Annotated in this window: 21 protein-coding genes and 6 tRNA genes; 5 read left to right on the forward strand and 22 right to left on the reverse strand. The window is 42.3% G+C overall.

Going from position 1 to position 26,553, the window contains the following annotated elements:
• Positions 1-311: 311 nt before the first annotated feature.
• The 18 genes from CVV21_04140 to CVV21_04225 form a co-directional block, all read right to left on the reverse strand.
• Positions 312-1,691, reverse strand: coding sequence for a hypothetical protein (locus CVV21_04140; GenBank protein PKL91946.1), 1,380 nt, complete (start codon positions 1,689-1,691; stop codon positions 312-314).
• Positions 1,684-2,757: a nucleotidyltransferase gene (locus CVV21_04145; protein ID PKL91947.1), complete on the reverse strand. Its 1,074-nt coding sequence runs from the start codon at positions 2,755-2,757 to the stop codon at positions 1,684-1,686. The genes CVV21_04140 and CVV21_04145 overlap by 8 nt, the downstream gene beginning before the upstream one ends.
• Positions 2,758-2,784: 27 nt before the next feature.
• Positions 2,785-3,702: a UDP-glucose 4-epimerase gene (locus tag CVV21_04150; protein PKL91948.1), complete on the reverse strand. Its 918-nt coding sequence runs from the start codon at positions 3,700-3,702 to the stop codon at positions 2,785-2,787.
• Between the two features lie 125 nt (positions 3,703-3,827).
• A complete protein-coding gene (locus CVV21_04155) occupies positions 3,828-5,228 on the reverse strand; it encodes an undecaprenyl-phosphate glucose phosphotransferase (protein PKL91949.1) in 1,401 nt (466 codons plus the stop codon).
• The gene (locus CVV21_04160; protein PKL91950.1) at positions 5,228-6,331 is read right to left on the reverse strand and encodes a glycosyl transferase; all 1,104 of its coding nucleotides are present in this window, start codon (positions 6,329-6,331) and stop codon (positions 5,228-5,230) included. Before CVV21_04160 ends, CVV21_04155 begins: the two co-directional genes overlap by 1 nt.
• Positions 6,328-7,350 (reverse strand): hypothetical protein, encoded by a 1,023-nt coding sequence (locus CVV21_04165; protein ID PKL91951.1) that lies wholly within the window; start codon positions 7,348-7,350, stop codon positions 6,328-6,330. The genes CVV21_04160 and CVV21_04165 overlap by 4 nt, the downstream gene beginning before the upstream one ends.
• Positions 7,351-7,547: 197 nt before the next feature.
• Complete coding sequence (locus CVV21_04170; GenBank protein PKL91952.1) at positions 7,548-8,672, reverse strand: hypothetical protein; 1,125 nt, start codon at positions 8,670-8,672, stop codon at positions 7,548-7,550.
• Positions 8,669-11,065: an endopeptidase La gene (locus CVV21_04175; protein PKL91953.1), complete on the reverse strand. Its 2,397-nt coding sequence runs from the start codon at positions 11,063-11,065 to the stop codon at positions 8,669-8,671. Before CVV21_04175 ends, CVV21_04170 begins: the two co-directional genes overlap by 4 nt.
• Positions 11,066-11,077: 12 nt before the next feature.
• A complete protein-coding gene (locus CVV21_04180; GenBank protein PKL91954.1) occupies positions 11,078-12,289 on the reverse strand; it encodes an ATP-dependent Clp protease ATP-binding subunit ClpX in 1,212 nt (403 codons plus the stop codon).
• Positions 12,290-12,304: 15 nt separating this feature from the next.
• Positions 12,305-12,892, reverse strand: a complete 588-nt coding sequence (gene clpP, locus CVV21_04185) for an ATP-dependent Clp endopeptidase, proteolytic subunit ClpP (protein ID PKL92286.1) — start codon at positions 12,890-12,892, stop codon at positions 12,305-12,307.
• Positions 12,893-12,923: 31 nt separating this feature from the next.
• Entirely contained in the window at positions 12,924-14,207 is a 1,284-nt protein-coding gene (tig, locus tag CVV21_04190) for a trigger factor (protein PKL91955.1), read from the reverse strand.
• A 335-nt stretch (positions 14,208-14,542) separates the two neighbouring features.
• Positions 14,543-14,624: transfer RNA gene (locus tag CVV21_04195), tRNA-Leu, on the reverse strand.
• A gap of 31 nt (positions 14,625-14,655) precedes the next feature.
• The gene (locus CVV21_04200; GenBank protein PKL91956.1) at positions 14,656-15,792 is read right to left on the reverse strand and encodes a hypothetical protein; all 1,137 of its coding nucleotides are present in this window, start codon (positions 15,790-15,792) and stop codon (positions 14,656-14,658) included.
• A gap of 24 nt (positions 15,793-15,816) precedes the next feature.
• The gene (locus CVV21_04205) at positions 15,817-17,664 is read right to left on the reverse strand and encodes a hypothetical protein (GenBank protein ID PKL91957.1); all 1,848 of its coding nucleotides are present in this window, start codon (positions 17,662-17,664) and stop codon (positions 15,817-15,819) included.
• A gap of 93 nt (positions 17,665-17,757) precedes the next feature.
• Positions 17,758-17,833 (reverse strand) — tRNA-Lys (locus CVV21_04210).
• 325 nt (positions 17,834-18,158) lie between these two features.
• On the reverse strand, positions 18,159-18,485 hold the full coding sequence (locus tag CVV21_04215) for a hypothetical protein (protein ID PKL91958.1): 327 nt from the start codon (positions 18,483-18,485) through the stop codon (positions 18,159-18,161).
• A 220-nt stretch (positions 18,486-18,705) separates the two neighbouring features.
• Positions 18,706-18,782: transfer RNA gene (locus CVV21_04220), tRNA-His, on the reverse strand.
• 85 nt (positions 18,783-18,867) lie between these two features.
• A complete protein-coding gene (locus CVV21_04225; protein PKL91959.1) occupies positions 18,868-19,212 on the reverse strand; it encodes a hypothetical protein in 345 nt (114 codons plus the stop codon).
• A 62-nt stretch (positions 19,213-19,274) separates the two neighbouring features.
• Here CVV21_04225 and CVV21_04230 point away from each other — a divergent pair, with 62 nt between their 5' ends.
• Positions 19,275-20,486 carry a DEAD/DEAH box helicase gene (locus CVV21_04230; protein ID PKL91960.1) on the forward strand — a complete coding sequence of 404 codons (1,212 nt, stop codon included), beginning with the start codon at positions 19,275-19,277 and terminating at the stop codon, positions 20,484-20,486.
• A gap of 3 nt (positions 20,487-20,489) precedes the next feature.
• Here CVV21_04230 and CVV21_04235 read toward each other — a convergent pair whose 3' ends face one another.
• Positions 20,490-21,023, reverse strand: a complete 534-nt coding sequence (locus tag CVV21_04235) for a hypothetical protein (protein ID PKL91961.1) — start codon at positions 21,021-21,023, stop codon at positions 20,490-20,492.
• 107 nt (positions 21,024-21,130) lie between these two features.
• Positions 21,131-21,206: transfer RNA gene (locus tag CVV21_04240), tRNA-Arg, on the reverse strand.
• 329 nt (positions 21,207-21,535) lie between these two features.
• Here CVV21_04240 and CVV21_04245 point away from each other — a divergent pair.
• From CVV21_04245 to CVV21_04260, 4 genes are all read left to right on the forward strand, one after another.
• Positions 21,536-21,612: transfer RNA gene (locus tag CVV21_04245), tRNA-Pro, on the forward strand.
• A 33-nt stretch (positions 21,613-21,645) separates the two neighbouring features.
• Positions 21,646-21,722 (forward strand) — tRNA-Arg (locus CVV21_04250).
• A gap of 18 nt (positions 21,723-21,740) precedes the next feature.
• Positions 21,741-22,595 (forward strand): hypothetical protein, encoded by an 855-nt coding sequence (locus CVV21_04255; protein PKL91962.1) that lies wholly within the window; start codon positions 21,741-21,743, stop codon positions 22,593-22,595.
• A complete protein-coding gene (locus tag CVV21_04260) occupies positions 22,592-23,665 on the forward strand; it encodes a DNA polymerase IV (protein ID PKL91963.1) in 1,074 nt (357 codons plus the stop codon). Before CVV21_04255 ends, CVV21_04260 begins: the two co-directional genes overlap by 4 nt.
• Here CVV21_04260 and CVV21_04265 read toward each other — a convergent pair.
• Positions 23,662-24,675 (reverse strand): prenyltransferase, encoded by a 1,014-nt coding sequence (locus CVV21_04265; protein ID PKL91964.1) that lies wholly within the window; start codon positions 24,673-24,675, stop codon positions 23,662-23,664. The genes CVV21_04260 and CVV21_04265 overlap by 4 nt on opposite strands.
• Before the next feature lie 106 nt (positions 24,676-24,781).
• Positions 24,782-26,551, reverse strand: coding sequence for a hypothetical protein (locus CVV21_04270; protein PKL91965.1), 1,770 nt, complete (start codon positions 26,549-26,551; stop codon positions 24,782-24,784).
• Positions 26,552-26,553: the final 2 nt, after the last annotated feature.

The raw sequence follows: 26,553 nt of genomic DNA on the forward strand, positions 1-26,553 counted from the left end.
TTTTCAAAATTAAAGGTGTGGTAGACGCGGGTCTTTAGCCCGCGGCATTTGATTTGTTATTGGTATTTGCCATGGTAGGCGCGCCTTTTAAGGCGCGGCAGTTGTATTTGCAATGGCAGTATATAAACAATCTACTAATCTTTCGATATATCTGATTTTGCTGTTTAAAAACAGTCTTGAAATGACTTACCTTAACTATTCCTCCAAAACAACGCGCCTTAAAAGGCGCGGCTACCAGAACGAGAAAACACCATCTAAATCTCCATGTCTGAAGCCCGCAGCTGCCAGACATATAAAACAAACATTAAATACTATTTCGTTATCTTCAGCCCGAATTTAAGGTTTGCCTGCACGGCTTTATCCGTAGGGCCTTCGGAGTAGATTCTAAGCAGCGGCTCTGTGCCGGAAAAACGGAATAGAATCCACTCGTTATCCCCAAGTATATACTTGATGCCGTCAAGGCGGCTTACTGAAACTATTTTCTTACCTGCTATGCGCCCTGTTTTTTCCAGCGCGTCAGCTTTAGCCAGTATGCTTTTTCTCTTTTTTTCGTCAAACGTGACATCCACCCTGTCATACCTGTATTCGCCGTATTTTTTGTCAAGGCCTTCCAGTACTTTGCCTATACGTTTGCCTTCTTTGGCAAGAAATTCCAGAATGGTAAGGTTTCCAAAAATACCATCGCGCTCGGGCAGAAAATACCCAAAACCAACCCCGCCGCTTTCCTCCCCGCCTATTACTGTTTTATCTTCTATCATTTTTTCGCCTATATACTTAAAACCCACAGGCGTTTCCGTAAGTTTTATCCCGTACTCTTTTGCCAGTTTGTTAACCAGAAAAGTACCTGATATGGTTTTTACAAAATTGAAATTTATTTTTCTGTACTTTACGTGGTGCAATAACATAAAGACCAGAACTTTATGTGACGTGATAAATTCGCCTTTTTCATTTACAAGCGCCATTCTGTCCCCGTCGCCGTCGATGGCAATGCCTATATCCGCTTTAAGTTTCTTTACGGTTTCACACAGTTTTAAAAGGTTCTGCTTTATAGGTTCCGGATTTATCCCGCCAAAAAGCGGGTCTCTGCTATTATTTATCACAGTCAGTTTTTTATAACCGTCAAGCGCCGCTTCCATGTACCCCGCGCCGGAACCGTACATACAGTCCAGAACTATCTTCATGCCGCTTTTTTTAATGGCGGAAATATCTATAAGGTTCTTTACCGCCTGAATATAATGCGCGTCGTAATTTACCATTTCAAACTTTCCTTTTTTTACGGCCGGGCGCTTGCCTATAAGTTTTTCCACCCTTGCGGTTTCGGCTCCGGACAACCCCGCGCCATACCTGTTTTTAATCTTAAATCCGTTATAGGTATAAGGATTATGCGACGATGTTATCATTATGCCGGCGTCCATCTTAAAATTGCGGACAGACCACGATACCAGCGGGGTATGGACGGCTTTATCAAAAAGTTTTACCTTAAAACCATAACCTGCAAGCCTTTGCGCCGTAAAAAACGCGTAATTTTCCGACATAAACCTGTTGTCATATCCCACTGCCACAACAGGTTTTTTTGCTTCCTTAAGTGTATACAGGGCAAACGCATCCGTTACTTTTGCCAGATTTTCATAAGTAAATCCATCGGCAATTTTCGCGCGCCAGCCGTCTGTCCCAAATTTTATTTCAGCCATTTTTCTGCCCCAGCCTGCTGTAATGTGTTATAACAGTATTATCACCTATGACAGCCCCGTCTAATTCCGAATTTGAAAGTATTACGCAGTGCTTTCCTATTATACAATTCTTAATGATTACATTTTCTTCTATTGAAGTGTCTTCCCAGATAATACTGTTTTCAATTATAGAGTTATTGCCCACAGAGCAATCTTTACCGATTATTGACAGCGGATTTATGGATGCTTTGCCGATAACACAATCATCGCCTATATAAACAGGCCCCCTTAAAAACGCTTTTTTGTCTTTCTTTACCCTTTTGCCGATAAAAATATTGCATTTATTGTTCTTAGGAAACTTTACCGCAGGATCTATGAACTTTTTTTCAAGCACATCAAAATTGGCCTGCATGTATTTATCCAGCCTGCCGATATCAAGCCAGTAAAAATCCGCCTTGTATGCAGATACATTTTCCCCCGCCTTTAATATCTGCGGATAAAACTGGCGCTCTACAGAGTAATTTGTACCAAAGGGCATATAGTTCAGCGCTTTCTTATTAAATATGTAAATACCCGCATTAATCCAGTTATTATTTTTGCTTTCAGCCCAGTTTGGTTTTTCCAGGAACTTCAATACCCTTTGCGCCTTGTCAGTTTCCACAAGGCCGTACGCTGTAGGGTCCTTTACCTGGCGAAGAGCTATTGTTACTAAAGCTTTTTTATTTTTGTGAAAAGCCGCCATCTTTGTAATATCAATATCAGTAAGGATATCCCCGTTTAATATGACAGTTGTGTCGTCAAGGTACTTTTCCGCGTTCTTTATAGCCCCGCCTGTTCCAAGCGGCGAGTTCTCAACTGCATACCTTATTTTCATACCGTACTTTTTTCCCGTACCCAAAACCTTTTTTATCTTTTCAGGCATATGGCATATGCTTAATATCACTTCGTTTATGCCGTGTTTTTTTAAGAGCCCAAACTGGTGTTCAAAAAAATGTTTATCTACGATTGGAACCATACATTTTAAAGTATTAAGCGTCAAAGGCCTTAGCCTTGTGCCTTCCCCGCCTATTAAAATAAGTGCTTTCATTTTGCCTCCGCTGTATGTTTGGTCATATTATAATGATTTAAAGTATTTATACGTTTCTGCTACGCCGTCAATAAGCCTGACTTTGGGAGTCCAGCCGAGTATCTTCTTTGCTTTTTTATTATCCAGAACGTTTGCCAGAATATCGCCTTCCCTGAAAGGCCCCGGTACTGCGGGTGTATTAAACTTCATAACTTTCTGAACCGCCTTATAAAGCTGGTTCACGTCCGTGGGTGTCCCTGTACCTATGTTAAATTCATTATTATCGCCTTTTTTAAGCGCAAGCACATTAGCTGCCGCCACATCGCCCACATATACATAATCCCTGACGCATTTGCCTCCGCCGAATATTATGGGAGCGGCTCCTGACATCATCTTTTTAATGAATATAGCCACAACACCGGCTTCGCCGTGAGGTACCTGGCGCGGACCGTACACGTTGCTATACCGGACGATTGTATATTTCATCTTATGCTGCGCCGCGAAAAATTTAACATAAAGTTCCCCTGCCACCTTGCTTATGCCGTAAGGGCTCTCTGCCGCATAAGGGTGCGTTTCAGCAACAGGAAGTTTTGCAGGCGTGCCGTAAACCGTACCGCCGCTGGATACAAATATTACTTTTTTGACGGCTGCCTGCACCGCGCTTTCCAGCATGTTAATAACACCCATAACATTGATATCAGCGTCAAACGCGGGATTCTTTACAGAATCCGGCACGCTTATCTGCGCAGCGTGGTGGCTTATAACATCTATTTTTTCTTTTTTCATTACATCTGCAAGCTTTTTATCGCGTATGTCCATCTTATAAAACTTAATCCCTTTACTTACGTTTCTCATATTACCCGCAAACATATTGTCCACAGATACCACTTTATGCCCGGCTTTTTTAAAAGCATCCGCGACATTACTGCCAATAAATCCCGCCCCGCCTGTAACAAGTATGTTCATTTTTAATACCTCGCTTTTTCATTTTATAATTCATGTAGAGACGCACCATGGTGCGTCTAAGAGCTGCAAAACGAGACGCAATGTATTGCGTCTCTACTTTAAAGAACAATTCCACAAACAAAAAACTAATATGCCCCTTTATGGTGAAACATTTCAAGGGCGGTTTTTATTATAATTTTAATATCAAACCACAGCGACCAGTTTTCAATATAATACAGGTCGTATTTTATTCTTTCTTCAAGGGATGTATTGCCGCGCAGCCCGTTTGCCGCAGCCCACCCCGTAAGCCCTGCTTTTACTTTGTGCCTTTCAATGTACCGCGGAATTTCGTTTTTAAATTTTTCAACAAAGTGCGGGCGTTCAGGACGCGGTCCCACTATGCTCATCTCGCCTTTCAACACGTTAATAAGCTGCGGAAGTTCATCAATGCTGGATTTTCTTAAAAACGTACCTATTGCCGTACGCCTTTCGTCATTTTCTTTAGCCCACACAGGGCCGGATTTTGTTTCCGCCCCGGTTTTCATTGACCTGAACTTGTACATCCAAAACACCTTATTATCCCTGCCCACCCTGTCCTGTTTGTAAAACACAGGCCCGGGGGAGCTTAATTTGATAAGGACAGCCACAACAATAAAAAGCGGCATCAATATAAGCAGGCTAATGCCGGACACAATTATATCCATTGTCCGTTTTATGACCCTGTTTACCCTTAAATTTAAAGGCAGCTCTTTAACCGTGAATACGGGTATCCCGTTAATTTCGCCATAATCTATATTTTTTGTGATTATTCCAAGTATATCTGTTGCTATCATAAACTTCACGTTTTCATTCGCCAGTATTGTATCCGCGATATCCCGCCTGTTATAATCCGGAAGCCCTACAAAAACTTCGTCAGGATTTAATTTCTTTATTATTTTGCCCAGCTCCTTTACACTGCCAATCACGGTTATACCTTTAAATTTTTTGCCTTTTTTTAATTTATCCGTAACGCACCCTAATATTTTATAACCCATCTCCGGATGCCAATTAATCCTTTCTATCATATTGCCGGCGATATCCCCGGCGCCTACAATTAAAATTGCCTGTGTAAGATAACCCTTTCTGTTAAGCGTGTTGTATATGCCCCTGAAAATTAGGCGCCATAAAAAAACCGCAGCTATTCCAAGCACCATACTGTAAAGCATTACCACCCTTGAATATGATATTTCTCTTAGAAAAAAAGTAATGGCAAGCATCACGCCAAAAGCGCCCGCGGACGCGGCAAATACTGATGTAAGTTCGTCAAAACGCGACCGTCCCACCCTTAAAAAATACAACCCGGCGTAGTTAAAAGCCAATACCACAATAAGCGCAATAAACGGCAGCGCATGTATATAATGCATCAACGGCGGAACAGAATGCCTTAAAGGCACCAGCTGCAGGTAAAACCTTAAATAATACGCCAGAAGAAAAGCACCGCAGAAACACAGCACGTCTCCCGCAAGCAGAAGTATTTTCGCAAAAAACAGCACCTTTTTTTTATCCATTACACATTTACCCCGTTATCTTTTAAAAAGTTTCTTAGGTTCGCGTCAAAACTTTCTTTTGAAAATCTTAAAGCATTTTCCCTGACTTTATTAACATCATATATTTTACCGCGCATTATATCAAGTTTTTTGATAAAGTCCTCTGTCGTTCCGTCATAAAACTCCCCTGTTTCTCCCGGTATTACAACTTCCGTCGCCCCGCCCACATTGTATGCCAGAACCGGGGTTCCGCACGCCTGTGCTTCCGCATTTGTAATGCCAAAATCCTCTTCGCCGGGGAATAAAAACGCCTTTGCCCTGCAGTAAGCATCCCTTATTATGTCTTTTGGAACCCTGCCCAGAAAATGAATATTTTTATTGCCATCCGCAAGCCTTTCAAGTTTAGCAAGCATGGGGCCGGTACCGATTATTATAAGGTGTTCATCCGGCATCTTTAAAAACGCATCCACCAGAAAATCTATTTTTTTATACTCTGTAAGGGCTGATACCGCAAGATAAAAATTCTCCCGTTTCTGCGCGGGGTTAACCGTATAGTACTTCGTGTCCACAGGCGGATAAATCACCGACGCCTGAGCGTTGTAATATTTTTCTATGCGTTTTTTTACGTGGTTTGAATTGGCTATATAATGGCTGACTCTGCCCGCTGTTTTCGCGTCCCATTTTCTAAGATAAGGCATTATTCCCGAAATAAGAGCGTACTTTACAGCGCCGTTTTTTTCTTTGGAAAAATAATTATCAAACTGGTCCCAGGCGTATCTCATGGGAGTGTGGCAGTAACAGAAGTTTTTTATTTTTATATTGTGCTTTACACTTTTTGCCACACAGTGGCTGGATGAAATTATAATGTCATAACCTTTTAAATTAAAACTTTCTATGGCCGCCGGAAAAAGCGGCAAAAAATTCCTGTAAGATTTAAAAACTCCCGGTATATTCTGCAGGAAAGATGTGTGTATCTTATGCTTTTTAATCTTTTCGGAGACGGAATCCATGTCACAGACAAGGGTAAAAATATCCGCATCCGGAAAAATATCAAGTATGGATTCAAGCACAGCTTCGCCGCCTCGCATACCCGTAAGCCAGTCGTGTATGACTGCAGCCTTCATTTTTCACCGCTTTCAAGAAGTCTTTTTATTTCCGCGAAAACTGTATCCACGGAAATATTTTTCATGCAGATATTATCAGTGCAGTTAAGAAACTTTTTTTCATGGACTGTTTCAGGAATATAACACGGCGAACATTTTTCTCTCTGCCATATATTAACACTGTGCTTTCCCCTTACCCCTACAAGGTCAGCAGACGACGGGCCAAAAAGGCCTATTGTCTTTACGCCAAGCGCGGCTGCCATATGCAAAGGGCCTGTATCACCCGCCACAAATATATCCATTTTTGATATTACATAAGCCAGCTGTTTTAAATCCGCGGTCTTTAAAAATTTAACATCAGGCCTTAATTTTATTATTTCTTCCGCCACGTCGATGTCTATTTCCCCGCCAAGTATATACGGCGTAATATTTTTTTCTTTAAGCATATCAATTAATTCAGCAAACCGTGAAACAGGCCATCTTTTGGTCACCATTACAGTGCCGGGGTTTTTGCCGCCCCCCGGAAAAAGCCCTGCTTTTAAACCGCCGCTTAAACTAAATTTAACCACGGTATTTTCCGGCGCTTTTATCAATGTGTGGTTCTCTTTAACCGCAAAACCTGCTCCTTTTACAACAGACAAGTACCTTAAAGCTTCGTGCTGGGCGGGGTCAAACTTAAACTTATGCGTTAGAAAAATACCCTTATTTTCCCAGTTAAAACCGGCGCGGTATTTTGCGCCTAAAGCCGCAATGTAAAGGTTTGACTTAACATCCCTGTGGAAATTTATTATCATATCGTATTTTTCACGCCTTAATTCAGGGAGCGCTTTTAACATTTCCGGAAACGATTGTGATGCCACCACAAATTTTTTATCCACATACGGTATCATATCCACAAGGTCAGAGACCCATTTTATACATAAAAAATGAACTTCGCACCCCGCTTCTTTTAACGCGCGCAGCGAAGGAGTTGCCTGTATTATGTCGCCTATGCAGCATAGTTTGATGACAAGTACCTTTTTTATTTTTGTTACATCCATTTCCGGCCTCTCGTGAATATTATTATCCGCAGCTATAGTGCAGAAAAACTGTTCAAGAAATCAAACCTCAGACGCGCCATGGTGCGTCTCTACATTAAGGAATCAAACCATTGTCTTATATACTAATGCAGATACGCAATATATTGCGTCTCTGCATTAAACAATACAGAACATTAAAATAACAAGTACCAAACACATTAAAACCAGCCTTTTATCCTGTCCCAGACCATATCAACCGTTATAAGTTCCATGCATTTATGACCTTCTTTATTATCACACACTGATTTCTCACAGGGCCCGCATTCTACAGGGACGCTTATATCAGCCATGTTGGCTGCCGGTACCTTTGGCAGCCAGCGTTTATAATTTACCGTGTAGCCGTAAATAACACAGGTCTTTAACCCTGAATAAGCCGCAAAATACTGCGGTCCGGAATCATTTCCCGTAAATATACCGCACTGTTTTATAAGCGCTATGGTCACGCCAAGCGGAAGCGCGCCAATACAATTAATTACATTTTCAGAAAACTGAATCTTGCCGGCATATTTTACATCATCTTTGCCGCCTATCACAAATATCTTTGTATTACCCGCATCAGCAATACGCTTGATAAGCTGATTAAACTTTTCAAGCCCCCACATTTTGGAAGCCGCGCGTGTGAAAGGGTGCACTATTATACGCCTTGCCTGCGCCGCGCCGTTTTTATTTATTATCTGCGCCGCCGCGTCAATATCTGCCTGCGAGCATGGAAAATCTATCCTTATGCTGTCCGCCGCTTTTGAATCTAACAGCCTTAAATTTTTGTCAATTTCGTGCATATCCCTGTCATATGGATACTCTTTATCCAGCATAAAACCGCCGCCGGCACAGCCATAGCCGTAAATGCTGCCGGCATTAATTCGCACCAGATAATTAATGCTCCTTATATCGCCGCGCAGGTCATACGCCTTTTCAAATTCAAGTTTTCTCAGGCGCGACGCCATTGCTTCAAGCTCCGCGCCGCTTCTTTTTCTTTCGGGATAAAACCACGACCTTGAAAGTTCGTGAACAACATCTATATCCGGGTTATTCTTAAGAAGAAAAGCGCAGTCTTTAACGCACAATGCGTGTATTTCATAACCGCTGTTCTGCCTTCTTAATTCGCTGAAAAACGGCAGCGCCTGTATCATGTCCCCAAGCTGGTCAAGCCTTAACGCCAGAATCCTTTTCTTCTTTCCTTTTTTTCTTACCCTTCCATAAAAATAAAAAAGGGCGGAACCCACAGCATCTATTACCGCCATAACCGCCCTTTTTAATCTTTTCTTAAAGACGTATTTTCTCATTTTGCCTTTTTACTGGTTTTTTTCTTTTTACCGCCGGCGCCGGATTTTGGTTCAAGCGCCAGTTTTATCACGTCATCCATCGTCCTTACAAAATGGAACTTAAGCCCTTCTTTTACATATACAGGCAGTTCGTCATAATCTTTTTTATTGTAGTCGGGCACTATGACCTCTTTCACCCCGTTCCTTAAAGCTGCCAGTGTTTTTTCTTTTAATCCGCCGATGGGAAGAACCCTGCCCCTAAGAGTAATTTCGCCTGTCATTGCAAGATCCTGTTTTACCGGCCTTCCCGTAAAAGCGGAAATAAGCGCGGTTGCCATTGTGATACCGGCTGAAGGGCCGTCTTTTGGAATTGCGCCTTCGGGTACATGCACGTGAATATCCGATTTCCCGAATATCTCTTCTTTTATTCCAAGGTGTTTCGCGCGGGAACGGGTGAAACTTAATGCCGCCTGCGCTGACTCTTTCATTACATCGCCAAGCTTTCCTGTCAGCATCAGCCCGCCCTTGCCTTTAACCACGCTGACTTCAATAATTAATACATCGCCGCCAAATTCAGTCCACGCCAGGCCGGTGGAAATTCCCACGTCGTTCACGTTTTTTGTGGGCACATCAAGAAATTTTGGCGCGCCAAGAAACTTCTGCATATTGTCAGGGGCAATCTTTATTTTCTTGAACTTTTTGGGATCTGAAACTTTTTCTTTTGCTATCTTTCTGCACACGGTTTTTATTTCGCGTTCCAGATTTCTGACACCCGCTTCCCTGGTGTGATTTAACACTATGAATTTAAGCCCTTCTTCGGTAAAGTCCGCGTCCTTATCAGTAAGGCCGTGCTGTTTCATCTGTTTGGGTACAAGGTATTTTTCGGCAATTTTGGTTTTTTCAATTGCGGTATAACTGTTTATTTCTATCACTTCCATCCTGTCCTGCAGGGGAAGCGGTATGCCGTAAAGCGTGTTGGCAGTTGTAATAAACATTACGTCAGACAGGTCAAATTCCGTATCCAGATAATGGTCCATAAAAGTGTTGTTCTGCTCCGGATCCAGAACTTCCAGCATTGCCGCCGCAGGGTCGCCCCTGAAGTCGGAACTCATCTTATCTATTTCATCAAGAAGAAAGACCGGGTTTCTTGACTTTGCTTTCCTGATGGACTGCAGGATGCGGCCGGGCATGGCGCCGATATATGTGCGCCTGTGTCCGCGGATTTCCGCTTCATCGCGCACGCCGCCAAGTGAAACACGTACAAAATTCCTTCCCTGCGCGCGCGCTATGGAACGCGCCAGCGATGTCTTTCCGACTCCCGGCGGTCCCACAAAACAAATAATGGGTTCATGAACCCTGTCTTTTACATTCTTTTTAACCGCAAGGTATTCCACAATTCTTTCCTTGGGCTTTTCAAGGCCGTAGTGGTCTTCGTCCAGTATCTTCTGAACTTCTTTTATATCCAGTTTTTCCTTTGTCTTTGTCTTCCATGGGATTCCTATCAGCCAGTCAAGGTATGTCCTTATGACTGTGGCTTCCGCGGACATTGGCATCATCTTTTCCAGCCTGTCTAATTCCTTTAACGCTTTTTCTTCCGCGTCTTTGGGCATTCCCGCCTTTATTATTTTTTCCTTTAACTCTTCAGTTTCATTGTAGGAACTGTCGCCCTTTCCAAGCTCTTTCTGAATTGCTTTTAACTGCTCTGACAGGTAGTATTCACGCTGGCTTTTTTCAAGCTGGCTTTTTACCTTGCCCTGAATCTTTTTTTCTATTTCAAGTATTTCGTTTTCCCTTTTTAAAATAACGGAAAGCTTATGCAGCCTCTGCGCGGGGTCAAGCGTGTTTAAAATATCCTGCTTTTCCTCGTGCTTTAACGCTATGTGCGCGGACATTACATCCGCAAGCCGCCCCGGGCTTTCAATATCCGCAACGGACATTATTGTTTCCGGCGGAATTTTTTTATTCATCTTCACATGTTTCTGAAACTCTTCCAAAGTCAGGCGCATAAGCGCCTCTGTTTCCTTATTCATGGTGTTATCTTCAGTTACATCTTCTATCTGCACTTCAAAAAAAGGTTCATCCATTGTATATTCTTTTATCTTTACGCGCGTAAGCCCTTCCACCAACACCCTTATGGCGCCGTCGGGAAGCTTTAATATCTGAAGTATTTCGGAAAGTGTTCCGGTTTCATAAATATCGCCTTTGCCGGGGTCGTCAGTACGCGCGTCTCTCTGCGCGACTAAAAGTATTATCCTGTCTTTTTCCATCGCGGCTTCAAGCGCCTTAATGGATTTTTCCCGCCCCACAAAAAGCGGTATTACCATATTTGGAAATATAACAAGGTCCCTTAATGCCAGTAAAGGCACTTTCTTGTCTTTTTTATCTTCCCCGCCTGTTATTTTATCTTCTGCCATGTTACTTCTCCCCTATGCTGATTTTTCCCTTACTATCGCGTCAAGCCTGTCTTTCTTTCCGGTTACCACTTCCCCGTCAATTATTACTTTTTTTATTCCCTTTGCCGACGGCACTTCATACATAATATCCAGCATTATATTTTCTATTATGGAACGCAATCCCCTTGCGCCAATCTCTTTTTTAATTGTTTCTTCAGCCACAGCTTCCGCGGCATCATCTGTAAAAATAAATTTTACCCCTTCAAGCTTAAGCATCTTTTCGTACTGAGAGATGATGGAGTTTTTTGGCTCCTTTAAAACTTTCACAAGATCCTCTTTATTCAGTTCGGATAAAGCCGCCACTACCGGCACCCTTCCGATAAATTCGGGGATAATGCCGAACTTTATAAGGTCAGTCGGCAGCACCTGTGAAAGCATACCGTATTTGGTGGTGTCATGTTTTTCCCCGCCATCCCTGCCGTACCCGTAACTTTTTTTATTTACCCTTTTTCTAATAATGGAATCCAGCCCCACAAAAGCGCCGCCGCATATGAACAGGATATTTTTTGTGTTAATTTTAAGAAATTCCTGGTGCGGGTGCTTGCGCCCGCCTTTCGGCGGTACATTCGCAATTGTGCCTTCTATTATTTTCAGCAGCGCCTGCTGCACGCCTTCGCCGGAAACATCGCGCGTGACAGAGAGGTTTTCTGATTTTTTTGCTATCTTGTCAATTTCGTCTATGTAAACAATTCCGCGTTCTGCCTCTGCTATGTTAAAGTCCGCGTTTTCTATAAGCCTTAGCAGAATATTTTCCACATCTTCGCCCACATACCCGGCTTCTGTTAAAGTGGTGGCATCTGCAATGGCAAAAGGCACGTGTAAAATACGCGCCAGCGTTTCTGCCAGTAACGTCTTGCCGGAACCGGTAGGCCCCACCATAAGGATGTTGCTTTTCTGAAGCTCCACCCCTTCGCCGCCGCCTTTGTATATCCTGTTATAGTGGTTGTAAACCGATACAGCCAGTACCTTCTTTGCTTTTTCCTGCGAAATGACATATTCGTCAAGATGCGCCTTTATCTCTTTTGGCGAAGGCAGTGACACAGGCTGTTTTTTACCGCCTGCCTTACTTTCATCAAATATTTTATTCAGCTGCACGGAACATTCCCTGCACAGCGCCCCGTCCCCGCCGGATATTATTTTACCGCACTCTTTTTCAGACCTTCCGCAGAACGAACACGTTATCATTATTTACCCGCCTTTTTATACTGTCTTTCTTTCCATAACTTCATCCACAAGCCCGTACTCTTTCGCTTCCTGCGCGCTCATGTAATAATCCCTGTCTGTGTCTTTTTCTATTTTGCTTAATTTCTGGCCTGTATGCTTTGCCAGAATCTCGCTTAATCTTTTTTTGGTCTTTAATATTTCCTTGGCGTGAATTTCAATTTCTGACGCCTGACCCTGAACCCCGCCCAGCGGCTGGTGTATAAGAACCCTGGCATTGGGAAGCGCGAAACGTTTGCCTGTGGCTCCCGCTGTTAAAAGCACGGCGCCCATGCTTGCCGCCTGCCCCACGCATATCGTGGATACCGGCGCTTTAATAAACTGCATTGTGTCATAAATAGCAAGGCCGGCAGTTACCACGCCGCCCGGGCTGTTTACGTATATGGAAATTTCTTTTTTGCTGTCTTCGCCCTCTAAAAAAAGCAGCTGAGCGATTATAAGGTTTGCCACGTCGTCATCAATTGGCGTTCCAAGAAAGATAATCCTTTCTTTTAACAGCCTTGAATAAATATCAAATGCGCGTTCGCCCCTGTCGCTTTGCTCTATAACCATTGGTATAAGGCTCATTGCTTGTGCCCCCTTTTTTACGGCTGCCATATTATTTGGCTCCCGAAATTTCAAACATTTTGTCCAGAACTTTGTCTTCTGTCAGTTTTGCCCTTAAAGAGTCCCAGTTGTCCTGAGCCTTTGCCTGCTTTACCATCGTGTCCGGATCCTGCTTAATGTCAGCCGCAATTTTTCTGATTTCCGCTTCCACATCCGCGTCGCTTACTTCAATCTTTTCTTTTTCCGCAATCTTCTGCAGTATGTACATCACCCTTATATTTTCTTCAGCCTGCTTTTTATTGCGGCTTCTGAAATCTTCTTTTGTAATTCCCATCTTTTCCATGGAAATTCCCTGCTGTTTCATGGAATTCTCGTAGCGGGATACTATGTTGTCAAGTTCCTGTTCTACAAGCCCTTCGGGTACGTCAAACTTGTTCTGCTCCGCAAGTTTCTTTAAAACTTCTCCGGTATTGTGCTGGCGCACGTCAGACTGCGCGCGCTTTTCAAGTTCGGTTTTTAACGCGGCCTTTAATTCATCCGCCGTCTGCATTCCCGCCATGTTTTTTGCAAATTCATCATTGAATTCAGGGAGTTCAAGGACCTTTATGGCATTTACTTTTACTTTAAACGCGGCGCTTTTGCCTGCGTATCTTTTGTTAAAATAATCAGCCGGGAAAACAAAAGAGATGTCTTTTTCTTCTCCAAGCTTCATGCCCTTAATTCCGTCTTCAAGTTCTTTTAAAAATCCGCCCGCGCCAATCTGGATAAGATGTGATTCCGTGGTAAGCGAAGCATCCGCTTTATTATCAACAAATGCTGACATTGAAACATCTGCAAAATCGCCCTCTTCCACTTTATCTTTTTCCACCTGTTTTAATGTGCCGCGGTACTGCCTTATGCGCTTAATTTCTTTTTCAACATCTTCTTCTTTTACTCCGTTAAATTTCTTAACATCAATTTTTACCTTACCGTAATCAGCAAGGTCAAATTCCGGATTAACTTCCACGATAACCTTAAATTCAACTTCATCTTTTGCGGGCGTTGTATATTTCACATCGGAAAGCGCCGGGTATGTAACAATGTGAAGGTTAAGTTCTTTCATCACATTCTGATACGCTGAAGGAACCACTTCTTTAATTACTTCTTCATGTATTTTATCCATGTAGCGTGATTTTATCATTTCTTCCGGCGCTTTACCCTTGCGGAAACCTTCCACTACGGCGTTCTGCTTAAAACTGTTAAACACTTTACCGTATGTCTCTTTTACTGTGTCTTTATCCACATTAACTTCAACCACTTTCCTGCACTTGCCCTCATCTTTAACCTTCCAATTCATTACGTATTTCCTCCTTGTATTTGAAACAATTAAAATTGTTTCTGGTATCAAAAATAAATATTTGTTAATCGCGGAACATTAACCGCGATTAACAAATATTTACGCAAAGCTCAACGTCCAATATAAAGATGCATGCGCTTCGCTCTGTACAAATATTTATTCTTTGCGGAGAATGTTCCGCAAAAAAATACTGCAAAGATGCACGCGCTTCGCTCTGTACAAATATTTATTTTTTGCGGAGAATGTTCCGCAAAAAAATACTGCAAGGATGCACGCGCTTCGCTCTGTACAAATATTTATTTTTTGCGGAGAATGTTCCGCAAAAAATAAATATTTGGTGCGAGGAGAGGGACTTGAACCCACACCCAATGGACCAGATCCTAAGTCTGGCGCGTCTGCCAATTCCGCCATCCTCGCACTTATTGGCAATAAACTATAATTTAAAAAACTACCGTAACCTTAATTTTACTATATTTTTACCTGAATTCCAAACGCTAATATTGCCGTTTTCCGCCTTTTTTCCTTCAAGAAATACAGCCAATCCGGCACCGGAATTCCTGCATTTTACGGTGTAAACAGCCTTCTTGCCGTAAAATACCTTATCTTCAGCCGATATCACGCCGGGTGCGCTTAAAATTAACTCTTTTACCGCCTGTACTTTGTCCGGTTCGCCAAAATCCCCTTCAATTATTACCCTTTTTCCCTCTGCCATTGTTTTTGCAGCAAAGTCCCTGGACGCCGATATAATTTCATTTACAGCCGTTATATACGCTTTTACCATCATTTTTTCATTTAAAGGGAATTTGATATTGCCCTCTTTTACGTCCACTATTTTCAAAATATTACCGTCAGCGTCTTTCACCGTGCCGGTAATTGCCATATAATTGGCATCTTCACTTACGTTCAGGGAAACCGCCATTTCTTCATCATCTGCCGCCTGTTCAACAGAGTATTCCGCGGAAAGCCCCGCTTTAATTACTTCCGCGGCTTTCGCGGGCAGCACGCCCTGGCCGGAAATTGTAAGCGTAAAAGCCACCCTGTCCTGCGTGAAATTTATTACATCAAAAAAATCCGGTTGTTGTGTATCAGGCACTTCCGGCGTTTCCAGTTTTAAATTCGCCATCTGTTTCTGCCTGCCGTAAAAAATACCTGCGCCATAAAACAATTTACCGTCATTATTATCGGCATCAGTAAGCAGCACTGCTTCGCCGGTTTCATATACAAGGTCTCCCGCGTTTATTTCAAGCCGCGCCCCCGGCGCGTAACCGGTGTTAAAATAACACTTTCCCTTTTTTACCGCCATCGCCGTGTATTTCTGTTTTTTGGAATAATTAGCTTTTCTGAAAAGCACCGAACTGCCCGCGGCGCACCTTACGCACCCTCCGTCTTTTAAGTACATTCCAAATACGGATGTGTCAGATGAAACCGTATCGCCTATGCCCGCGTAATATGACGTGGAAGTATTTGTCATTACCTCTTCCTTGCCGATATAAACTCCCGGCCCGTATGGTATCACCAGCGCTTCATTTACGGCAAATGCAAAAGCCGGCAGCAATAACATAAACACAATAATTATTTTTTTCATTATTTCCTCCTGCACTGCGGTTATTTACAGAACTTCAAGGACTTCGTAGACTGTTAAGTGGTCTTCCTTCCCTTTTATCTTTATATCCGTGTACATTTTAGATTTTATCCTGTCACGCACAAGCGCGTTTGTATTTTCGCTTATTAAAAAAGAAGTTGAAAGTTCCTTATTTAAACTTTCAAGCCTTGACGCCAGATTTACCGTATCGCCGATTACCGTATATTCCATCCTTCTCATTGAACCCATATTTCCGGCAACCACTTTGCCGCTGTTCACGCCCACGCCTATTTTCAGCGTCTTTTTGCCTTCCTGCGCCCACTTTTCATTTAATTCATCAAGTTTTTTCTGCATCTGCCAGCCTGTCCTTACCGCCCTTATAGCGTGGTCCTTATCATAAAGCGGAGAACCAAAAACCGCCATAACAGCATCGCCTATAAATTTATCCAGCGTGCCGCCGTTTTCAAACACAATGTCCGTCATCGCGGTTAAATATTCATTAAGGACGCCAAGCACCTCTTCGGGCTGCATTTTTTCTGACATCGCCGTAAAACCGCGGATGTCGGAAAAAAGCACGGACACTTCTTTTACTTCTCCGCCCAGCTTTATTTCCTGCTTTTTTAATATCTCATCCACAAGCGTTTTGGAAACATACCTGGAAAAAATATTTTTTATCTTGCGGTTCTCTTTTTCTTCCACCGCCACCTTGTACACGCTTATGCTGGAATAGCACAGCACCATGGTAAAAAGCGGGTTTACAAGGTCTATAATATAATTATGCGCGTCAAACAGGTACCTTGAAAGAAATATGAATGCGATAACCTCTGCAAACACCACGATAAGCCCGCGCAGTGTCTTTATCCTGAAAATCATGAAACTTGTAAAAAGCCCTATGGCAAATAACAAAGCAAGGCTGCTGAAACGCCCGATTCTTTTCATCATGGAATTGTTGTAAAGCGTATTGATTACATTGGCGTGAATTTCCACCCCGGGCATTGTGTATCCCGATTCAGAAAAAGGCGTTGAAAAAACATCGTGCAGAATATCCGCAGTGGAACCCACCAGCACTATCTTGTCCTTAAACATATTCTTTTTGATATTTTTCCCGTAATATACCTGATAAAAAGGCACGGTTGTAAAAGTGCCGGCCGGGCCGGCGTAATTTATTATTATCTGGTTTGTGGAATTAATGTCGCCCCACTTGACTTTATTTTCTTCTTTTATTATTTCCAGATTGTTCCTGCGCAGCCCTTTATAAAGCCCAAACGATTCCATTGACAAAGACAGGTATTTTTCGCCGGTCTCACTTTCAATTTTTACAAGCTGGCTGTGCCTTATGCTGGAATCCCTGTCAAACGGGTGATGCACAATTCCGGAAGCGTAAGCCCCGTCTTTCAGCGCGGGAATAGGATATACTTTCGTGGTCTTATCGCCGACTTTTGTCTCTTCATATAATATCGCCATTCCCAATACTACATTACCCGCTTTATCAACCGCTTTGGCAAACTCCGCATCTTCTTTTGGGTTTCTTGCAGTGGGCTCTGAATACACCACGTCGAACGCGATGACTTTAGCGCCCCATGATTTTAAGTTGGAGATTAACTGCGCGTAAAAATTCCTTGGCCATATCCATCGCTCCGGCATTTCAGAAAATGAAGAATCGTCTATCGCCACAATAACCACCGGCGCAGTGGGCTGTACAATGCCCCTTTCCTTAAACCGCCAGTCAATTGACTTATTTTCAAGGCCCTCAAAAAAACCTGTCCGTGTAATAAAAATGGATAATATAGTAGCCAAAAGGCCTATAAATATTATCGCCCGCCTGTGAAAAGTCTGCTTTTTTTCCTTTTTTACAGCTTTCGCTTCTTTTTTCATAATTGTCCATATTATATATGTATTTAAACCGTTTGTCTATAAGGGGAAAAGCTTATTATTAGACGTACCTGGAAGGGTTTTGGATAAAAAAAATGGTGGGCAATCGGGGATTCGAACCCCGGACCAACTGATTAAGAGTCAGCTGCTCTACCAACTGAGCTAATTGCCCGCCTTTTCATTGAAAAGCAGGGTTAATACTACAATAATTTGTTTTCATTGTAAACCCTATAATACTTCAAGCGGGCGTTGGATACCCCGCCTGAATATAACTGATAAGTTTTTAATTATATCCTCTTACAAATCCCGTCCAAATCAACTGTCCAATCTTGCTACATAAAGTACGATAATTCCGTCCAAAAATCAACCTAAAAAAAGCGTGTTTTGGACAAAACACAAATATATAGAGAAACTACCAAATTACTCCTTTTCTATCTCTTCATTCATTCTTTCCCCTATTTTAGCGTTACTGCCACAAAAAAACAATTTACATATTACTATTCCAAACCCCAGTCTTTAAATGACACTTCGGTATATCCATCCAAAGCATGAATGAGAATTACTATTTCTTTATTTGTGTCATCTTTACATTTATAGCTTACGAGCCAAATTTTCGCATCATTATCATACTGTGCTTTTATTAAACTGTAATTCTTACACGCACCTTTAAAAACATTCCCTTTTACATCTTCAAGTTTTTTTTGCGCTATTTTAATCGCGGAAGTTTCAGTAGTTATTCGAGCGCATCCAGATATAAAAAAAACAAATAAACACATTAATATTATTTTTTGCAATAAGGATGTGGATGATAGTGTTTTATTCAATTTCACAACTCCATTATTCTTGGGGTGGGTGACGAGATTAGCTTCACTTCCGCTAAACGCTCTTCTGACATTCAGTCAGCGTTCGACTCGCTTTCTAATCTAGGAGCGCCTTCTATACTTTATCGAACATTCGAGCATTCGACCGCAATCGGGCTTATGATATTCGAATGTTCGAATATCGGATGCTCGATTGCTCGCAAAATTTTGCGATGCAAAATTTTGGGGTAAGTGACGGGATTCGAACCCGCGACCTCCAGGGCCACATCCTGGCGTTCTAACCAACTGAACTACACCTACCACCTATAAAACAACAAAAAACAATTAAAACAAAGTATATTGTTTATACCAAAATATACCGTTCATTTCAAGCCTTTTAATTCTGTTACTTTATCTTCTCCCTTATTTTATCCCCTAACGCGTACCAGCGCTGGGTTGTATTCTCCAGAAAAAAGTAATGCCCCACATACGGAACCAGCAGTACAAGAAGCAAAAATATTGCCGCAAACAGCCATACATCAGGTTTAAATGACGCGGCTGCCACACATACAAAAAGGGCTATGCCGAAAGCAAGCGTCACCATAAGATGAATTAATCTTTCGCGCTGTATCTGCGCGGTTTTTTCCGCGTGCAGTTCAAGCAGCTGCTGCCAGTTATATTTATCATCTTCTTTTAACAGCGCCTCTTTTACCGCGACTTCATGCGCTTTAAAATATTTTGAAATATCCATATGCAATACTCTCCTTATTAATATAATTGGTAATCCTTACCTATTAATGATACAATATAAACATGATAAATGAAAATGAAGGTTTTACAGGACTAGGCATTGCGCCCGGCATTCTTGACATTCTGGCAAAGTTAAAGTTTACGGTACCCACGCCTATACAGCAAAAAGGTATTCCAATAGGCGTTGAAGGCAAGGACATAATAGGAATTGCCCAGACAGGCACCGGAAAAACGCTTGCTTTTGGCATCCCTATGGTTCAAAGGCTTGCCCAGGCAGAAGGCCGCGGGCTTATAGTTGTCCCCACAAGGGAACTTGCCATTCAGGTCAACGAGACCATGATTAAACTTACACCCCCTTTCAAAATGAAAACTGCAGTCTTAATCGGCGGGCAGTCTATGTACCACCAGATACAAAGCTTAAAAGCGGGCCCGCGTATTATCATAGCCACGCCCGGAAGGCTGCTTGACCACATGCAGCAGAAACAGATTAAACTTAATGACGTCCGCATACTTGTGCTGGACGAAGCCGACCGCATGCTTGATATGGGATTCATGCCCCAGATAAACAGGATTCTTAAAGAAGTACCCAAAGAAAGGCAGACCATGCTTTTCTCCGCCACTATGCCTACGGATATTGTTAAAATAGCTTCCACCAACATGAAACTGCCAGTACGCACGGAGCTTGCCCCGCAGGGCACCACGGCTGAACTTGTATCACAGGAAATCTTTGTGGTGCGCGCCGAACTTAAACTTACAATCCTTAATGAAATATTGAAACAGTACACCGGTTCTGTCCTTCTTTTCACCCGCACAAAAAGGGGCGCTACAAAAGTCGCCCGCGGATTAAAGAATGCCGGCGTCGGCGCCGCGGAAATACATTCAGACCGTTCCATGGGGCAGCGTAAAGACGCCCTTGACGGTTTTAAATCGGGCCGTTACCGCGTCCTTGTAGCAACTGACATTGCCGCGCGCGGAATTGACGTAACCGGAATTGAACTGGTTATTAACTATGACCTGCCGGACGACCCAAGCAATTACGTTCACCGCATAGGCCGTACAGGAAGGGCCGGACGTAAGGGCCATGCCATATCGCTTGCCACGCCTGACCAGGGCAGCGATGTAAGAGGGATTGAAAAAATTATACGCTCTGTAATCCCGCTTTCCACTCATCCCACGGTTAATACGGAAAAATTCAGCGCGTCATCTTCAGCTTCAAACCTGGTTTTTTCCAGCAGCCGTATGAAAAACAGGGGCAAAAAGTCCAAGTACAGATAGTTTTTATCTTCCGGTCAAATCATCCAGCAGGCAGGCAAGATTTTTTTCAATTTCAATCCGGTATTCCCCAATAATCCTTTTTAATTCAGAAGAAAAATAAACAGGTTTTTTTTCAAGCACGCATACTGTCCCAAAAAATTCCCCGTCAGGCCATTTAATCGGCAGCCCGTAATACGATATCATGCTGTATTTCATTCCAGGATTCAATTTCCACTGCGGATGCCTGCCCGCGTCAATCACGCTTAACTCTTTGTTTCTGGCAAGGACAGTTTCGCAGTACAGCCCGGAACCAAGAGGCGCTTTGCCTTTTAATTCAAACGGATTATTTTTATTTGTATTTTTCGCGAATATCTCTATATCTTTATGGCCCACCTTTGTTATAAGCGCCGTGGAAACTTTAAGCCTTGCCGCGGCATCATTAAGCATCAATGTCCATTCTTCTTCAAGTATTCCAGGTATTTTTGGTTTGTCGGGCGATGTGACTGCTATCCTTACTTTCTGGTCAGTTTCAAGCATAGTCACATTCGCATATGGCATGATTATATCCTTATTTTTTTAATATTTTTATCCCTTATGTATACAAGTATATCCGCCATATTACGAAAAGCAAGGGACAGGAGAAATTTAATTAGTGACTTTAAGGTTGGTGCGCCCGGTTGGAATCGAACCAACGCACATGGCTTCGGAGGCCAATGCTCTAATCCACTGAGCTACGGGCGCAAATATTACTGCTGCATGGAAGAGAGTCTTCCATAGCCTTCTATAACTGAGCTGAAATATTATTTTCAAAGTATAACACAAACACTCTATCACACGCTATATTTAAGAACAAAATTAATATAGGTTGACGGTTAACCGCTATTTTGTTATATTTTTCATCACGGTTTAAACAGTAATAATTATGAAAATATCAGGCACTTCCTACCTGGTATAATAATTAAATAGTTGAATAGTCGGGGCGTAGCACCTGGCGATTAATGAGGTTTTTTTCTTCATGATAATCGCCTGGTACACTACCTCCAAATATGATAGTTTAATAGATGAATAGTCGGGGCGTAGCGCAGCTGGCTAGCGCACCTGCCTTGGGAGCAGGGGGTCGCTGGTTCGAATCCAGTCGCCCCGACCATTTAATTCTTTGGTTTTTGGCACATATTTAAGTGTGCCCGTAGCTCAGTTGGATAGAGCAGCAGCCTTCTAAGCTGCGGGTCGGGGGTTCGATCCCCTCCGGGCACACCAAAATTATCGGGAGCACCTATGAAACAAAAAACATATTTTCTTGCCTTTGCCGCTTTAGCTTTCCTGCTTTTAACTTCCTGCGTTACCCTTTCAGAACACTGGTTCTTCTTCCCCGAACAGTACAGCGACCTGCCGGCCGGCGAATTAAAAGGGCTTACAATTGAAGAAATAAGTTTTCAAACCGCAGACGGCACAACTTTGTCAGGCATTAACATTTCAAACCCCGAATCAAAAGATTATCTTATTTATTTTTACGGCAATATGGAAAGCATTAAAGAAGCCTCCAAAAGGCTGCTTTTTATGGCTTCAGCGCACAAGTTTAACGTGGTCTGTTTTGACTACCGCGGTTACGGAAAAAGCGGAGGCAAACTTTCCTTTGATAACCTGCCGTCAGACGGCCTTGCCATTTATGATTACACGGCAGAAAAATTCAAGGATAAAATAAACAAACTTTTTATTTTCAGCCAGTCGCTTGGAACCGTTCCCTGCACCGCTGCATGCGCGCAGAGAAAACCCGCGGGAATTGTAATGGAAGCGCCTTTTACAAGCGCGAAAGAAGCGGTGCCTTTAATGACAGAAGGCCTTATATGGCCCTTTAAAGACATCATAAAACTTAAAGCGTCAGATGAGCTTGTAACAAAACCTGACCAGCCCATTGACAATATTAAAAAATTCACCTCCCCCCTTATGATAATACACGGCGAGCAGGATGACTGCTTCCCCATCCGCATCGGGGAAAAACTTTTTAACAGCGCCGGAAGCAAAGAGAAATACTTTATCCGCCTTGAAAATACAAAACACAGCGATGTTGATATTTTCAAAGGCAAGGCATTCGAAGAGATGTATAACTTTTATAACTCCCATAAAAAATGAGCATTCCGATAAGAAAGATAATCCACGTGGATATGGATGCATTTTACGCGTCAGTGGAACAAAGGGATAACCCGTCATTAAAAGGCAGGCCCGTTATTGTGGGCGGCCTTCCCCAAGAACGCGGCGTGGTGTGCGCGGCGTCTTATGAAGCAAGAAAATTCGGAATACATTCCGCCATGGCCATGGCACACGCCGCAAAACTGTGCCCACAGGCGGTAATAATACGGCCGAATTTTGAAAAGTACCAAAAAGCTTCACGGCAGATAAATGAAATATTCCACGAATACACGGACATTGTGGAACCCCTTTCGCTGGACGAGGCATTTCTTGATGTGACCGTTAATAAAAAAAACATGGCAACAGCCACAGAAATAGCAAAAGTGATAAAAGAGAAAATAAAAATTAATACCGGGCTTTCCGCGTCCGCGGGCGTTTCTTTCTGTAAGTTTCTTGCCAAAGCCGCGTCTGATTACAGAAAACCCGGCGGCCTTACAGTGGTGCCGCCGTCTAAAGCAATCAAATTTATAGATAAACTTCCCATAGGAAATTTTTACGGCGTGGGCAAAGTGACAGAAAAAAAGATGCTGTCTTTGGGCATAAAAAACGGCAAAGATTTAAGGGAAAAGACCCTGGAATTTCTTGAAACGCATTTTGGCGGGTCAGGCGAATTCTTTTACCACCTGTGCCGCGCCGAAGATGACAGGCCGGTGGAGACTAACTGGGAAAGAAAATCAGTGGGCCGTGAAATTACCCTGCGGGAAGACACCAATGACCCTGAAATTATAAAAAACACCCTGAAAGAATGCGCTGACGATATATGCGGTTACGCGGCGGAAAATAAGATACTTGCAAAAACAGTCACCCTTAAATTAAAATACCACGATTTCAGGTCTATTACACGGTCACACACACTGGAAAATTTTACAAATAATCCCGAAGAAATACTGTCTGTGGCTGTATCACTGCTGGATAAAACCGATATTATAAAAGTAAAAGTGCGGCTGCTGGGAATATCTGTTTCCAACTTTAAAGAGCCGTTTATTGTTGATTACAGAAGCGTTGATATTTAGAACCTTAAAAACGGGATAAGCCCTAAAAGCATACCCGTTATAAAAAGCCCGCCTGCAAGTTTATTAAACCAGAATGCCCACACCACGTACCAAAGCGGCCAAAGGTCAATATACCCTTCCGGTTTTGCTTCCGGTTTTTTTGTGGCAAGGATATCCAGAAACTTTTTAAACCTGCCGATAGAAAAAAAGCAGATAAGCGTCAACGGCGGGATAATTTTAAAAAATACCAGTATAACAACCGTTACATAAAACATAGCGGAATTAATCCTTGTAAACGTAAGCGCGTTTTTCCAACCCAGCACCACGGGAAGTGTCTTTACCCCTTTTTTAGCATCCGCTTCAAATTTATCCAGATGTTTCCCCAACAACACGTTCATTACCACAAGGCCGTAAGGAATTGAAGCCAGCCACACTTTTACAGGCATCTGCCCGGTCATTACAAAATATGTTCCAACTGTTATCAGCGGCCCCCATATTAAAAATATCGCAAACTCTCCCAGCCCCCTGTATTTAAGTTTAAGCGGCGGCGCCACATAAAAAACGCTGATAAGAAATCCCGCGGCCGCAAAAGCCATTGCCTGCCACCCTACATTAATAAACAGGTATACCGCCGCTAAAAATTCAATAAAACTAAAAATCAGCACTGTAATAATAAGCTGTTTTTCGGTAATTAACCCGGATATGATTGGATGAGGCGCGTACTGCGTCCTTGGATAATCCGCGGTATCAACCCCCTGCTTGTAGTCAAAATAATCATTGATCAGGTTGTTTGAAGCGTGCGCCAGGCACAGTGTTAAGACCACTATCACAAGATACAGCCAGTTTATTTTGCCGTCATACGCCGCGATTATCGCGCCCACAAGCGCCGATGTTATGGTCATTGAAAAAACTTCCGCCCGTGTGAGAATAAGCCACTTGCTTATAAAATCCATCTTCGCGCCCTTGGGCATATTTCCTGTTTCCAGCACAGTCTTCCAGTTATTCAACAGTCCCATATTTATTGCCTCCATAAATTTTATTATTCCACCATTGTATGGATAATATTTGAATTTGTCAAATATCCGCAGTCACTAACCTTAAAAATCAGCCCTTATCTTTTAACTTACATTTTGTTGTTTATTTTTTGTTAAGCACAAAATTTGCTTCCGCAGCCTTAACATACATTACAGCATTCATGAAACTTACCGCCGGGCTTGTGGATTCAGATGGTTGTATGTTCAAAACCTTGTCGTAATTAAGATCCCACATGTGCATTACAGCTTTAGCAAGCTGTTTTTTTACAGATATAAACTCACTGTATTCTTCAGGAGTTTCAGGCTGATACTCTACAAGGGCAATAACTCTGGTTGCCGGAGCTTTTGTGTCATAAAAATAATATACTTTGCTTCCCGGAAATAATTTATCCGTCTGTTTTTTCCACAAAGCGGGTATGATGATAAAAACCTTTCCGTTTTTAAGCCTTTTTTGATACGCACTTTTTGTCCTTAAATAAACCGTATATTGCCCATACGGGAACGGTTCATGAAGCACCACGCAATCTTTGCCGCCGCTTAATAAATTTATTTTTGCGGATATTTCCTTATAAACCGCGGGATTATTATTCTGAATACCGTATCCTGTAAAATAAAAGAAGCCCGTATTTATTCCCGCCAGTATAGAAACAAGAACAATTAAATAAAATCCTTTTTTATTCATGGCATACTCTATAAACGTACCGGAAATAATAATAATAAACGGCAGGACAAGTATGTGCCTCCAGTGGTGGTCTATTGACTTGCCTGAAATTACTGTTAAGACCGCGATAAAGAAACCGGCCAGCATTACCCTGTTCAGCCTGTCTTTAAACTTTGATATCATCAGCACTAGCCCTGATGCCAGCAGAATCAATTCCGGAAATGACAGTATAGGACTGTTTTTTATGAACGCATTGGATGTACTGACAGGTTTTACAAACAGTTCAAAAACATTCACAAATCTCTGCAGTAATCCGGTTTTAGCTTCAGCAGCGCCTACAACAGTCTGCGCTGCCGCCCATTGTATTGTTTCTCCGTTAATCAGATTTATTGCCAGAAAAATAGCCCCAATAACCGCCATTGAAGTAATACCCGCTGCTGTAATTTTGGTTCCTGCCTCTTTTCTATATTCAAAAAACATATACATAAACAAAGGCAGCATCAATACAAAAGACGCATAAGTAAAAATACCAAAAAAACAGGCTGCGCAAACCGCTGATAGTTTTAACAAAGAAGGTTTTTTTACCATTTTGAAGAAAAACAATAACACTAAAAATACAAAAAACGGAACAAAAACATGTTCCAGCCTCATCCTTGCAAGATAAAACGACCAGCCGGAAACAGCATATGCAAATAGAAACGCAATACCGGTTTTTTTATCTTTAATTTCATTACCCATCAGATATACAATGACAGCAGTACAGCCGGTAATACCGGCAGGAATAAGCCTTAACATATCAAGATTTTCCTTAAAAACAGCCAAAAATAACATTACAACCGCGGTACTGGTATATAATAAGGAAGCGCCAAATCTTTTAGAATATGAAAACAGCCCCTTTTCCCCCTGCAGCCTGTTATACGCTTCCACAATTTCATTTCTTTCATCAGCTATAAAATCACCCGGATAGACGGTTATATTAATAAAATGCACAACAAATACAGCTAAAGAATAAAACAGCATAGTTCTTACCATCACATCCGCCACATTTTGCTCTTCCGGGGTTTCAGATTTAATAAAATAATACGCCATTAAAGCCGAAGAAACTGCTGTCAGAATAAATGTCGCAGCACTGTTATTGAACGAATAAATATACATGCCGGAGAGAATAAAAACAAACATGATAAACAGCCTGTTATTATTTTCTGTCCGCATTT

The organism is Candidatus Goldiibacteriota bacterium HGW-Goldbacteria-1, assembly GCA_002839855.1.
Lineage (GTDB): Bacteria > Oederibacteriota > PGYV01 > PGYV01 > PGYV01 > PGYV01.

Coding starts and splice junctions, on each gene's coding strand:
- CVV21_04140 (PKL91946.1), bottom strand. CDS start 1,691: ATGGCTGAAATAAAATTTGGGACAGACGGCTGGCGCGCGAAAATTGCC.
- CVV21_04145 (PKL91947.1), bottom strand. CDS start 2,757: ATGAAAGCACTTATTTTAATAGGCGGGGAAGGCACAAGGCTAAGGCCT.
- CVV21_04150 (PKL91948.1), bottom strand. CDS start 3,702: ATGAACATACTTGTTACAGGCGGGGCGGGATTTATTGGCAGTAATGTC.
- CVV21_04155 (PKL91949.1), bottom strand. CDS start 5,228: ATGGATAAAAAAAAGGTGCTGTTTTTTGCGAAAATACTTCTGCTTGCG.
- CVV21_04160 (PKL91950.1), bottom strand. CDS start 6,331: ATGAAGGCTGCAGTCATACACGACTGGCTTACGGGTATGCGAGGCGGC.
- CVV21_04165 (PKL91951.1), bottom strand. CDS start 7,350: ATGGATGTAACAAAAATAAAAAAGGTACTTGTCATCAAACTATGCTGC.
- CVV21_04170 (PKL91952.1), bottom strand. CDS start 8,672: ATGAGAAAATACGTCTTTAAGAAAAGATTAAAAAGGGCGGTTATGGCG.
- CVV21_04175 (PKL91953.1), bottom strand. CDS start 11,065: ATGGCAGAAGATAAAATAACAGGCGGGGAAGATAAAAAAGACAAGAAA.
- CVV21_04180 (PKL91954.1), bottom strand. CDS start 12,289: ATGATAACGTGTTCGTTCTGCGGAAGGTCTGAAAAAGAGTGCGGTAAA.
- clpP (PKL92286.1), bottom strand. CDS start 12,892: ATGAGCCTTATACCAATGGTTATAGAGCAAAGCGACAGGGGCGAACGC.
- tig (PKL91955.1), bottom strand. CDS start 14,207: ATGAATTGGAAGGTTAAAGATGAGGGCAAGTGCAGGAAAGTGGTTGAA.
- CVV21_04200 (PKL91956.1), bottom strand. CDS start 15,792: ATGAAAAAAATAATTATTGTGTTTATGTTATTGCTGCCGGCTTTTGCA.
- CVV21_04205 (PKL91957.1), bottom strand. CDS start 17,664: ATGAAAAAAGAAGCGAAAGCTGTAAAAAAGGAAAAAAAGCAGACTTTT.
- CVV21_04225 (PKL91959.1), bottom strand. CDS start 19,212: ATGGATATTTCAAAATATTTTAAAGCGCATGAAGTCGCGGTAAAAGAG.
- CVV21_04230 (PKL91960.1), top strand. CDS start 19,275: ATGATAAATGAAAATGAAGGTTTTACAGGACTAGGCATTGCGCCCGGC.
- CVV21_04235 (PKL91961.1), bottom strand. CDS start 21,023: ATGCCATATGCGAATGTGACTATGCTTGAAACTGACCAGAAAGTAAGG.
- CVV21_04255 (PKL91962.1), top strand. CDS start 21,741: ATGAAACAAAAAACATATTTTCTTGCCTTTGCCGCTTTAGCTTTCCTG.
- CVV21_04260 (PKL91963.1), top strand. CDS start 22,592: ATGAGCATTCCGATAAGAAAGATAATCCACGTGGATATGGATGCATTT.
- CVV21_04265 (PKL91964.1), bottom strand. CDS start 24,675: ATGGAGGCAATAAATATGGGACTGTTGAATAACTGGAAGACTGTGCTG.
- CVV21_04270 (PKL91965.1), bottom strand. CDS start 26,551: ATGCGGACAGAAAATAATAACAGGCTGTTTATCATGTTTGTTTTTATT.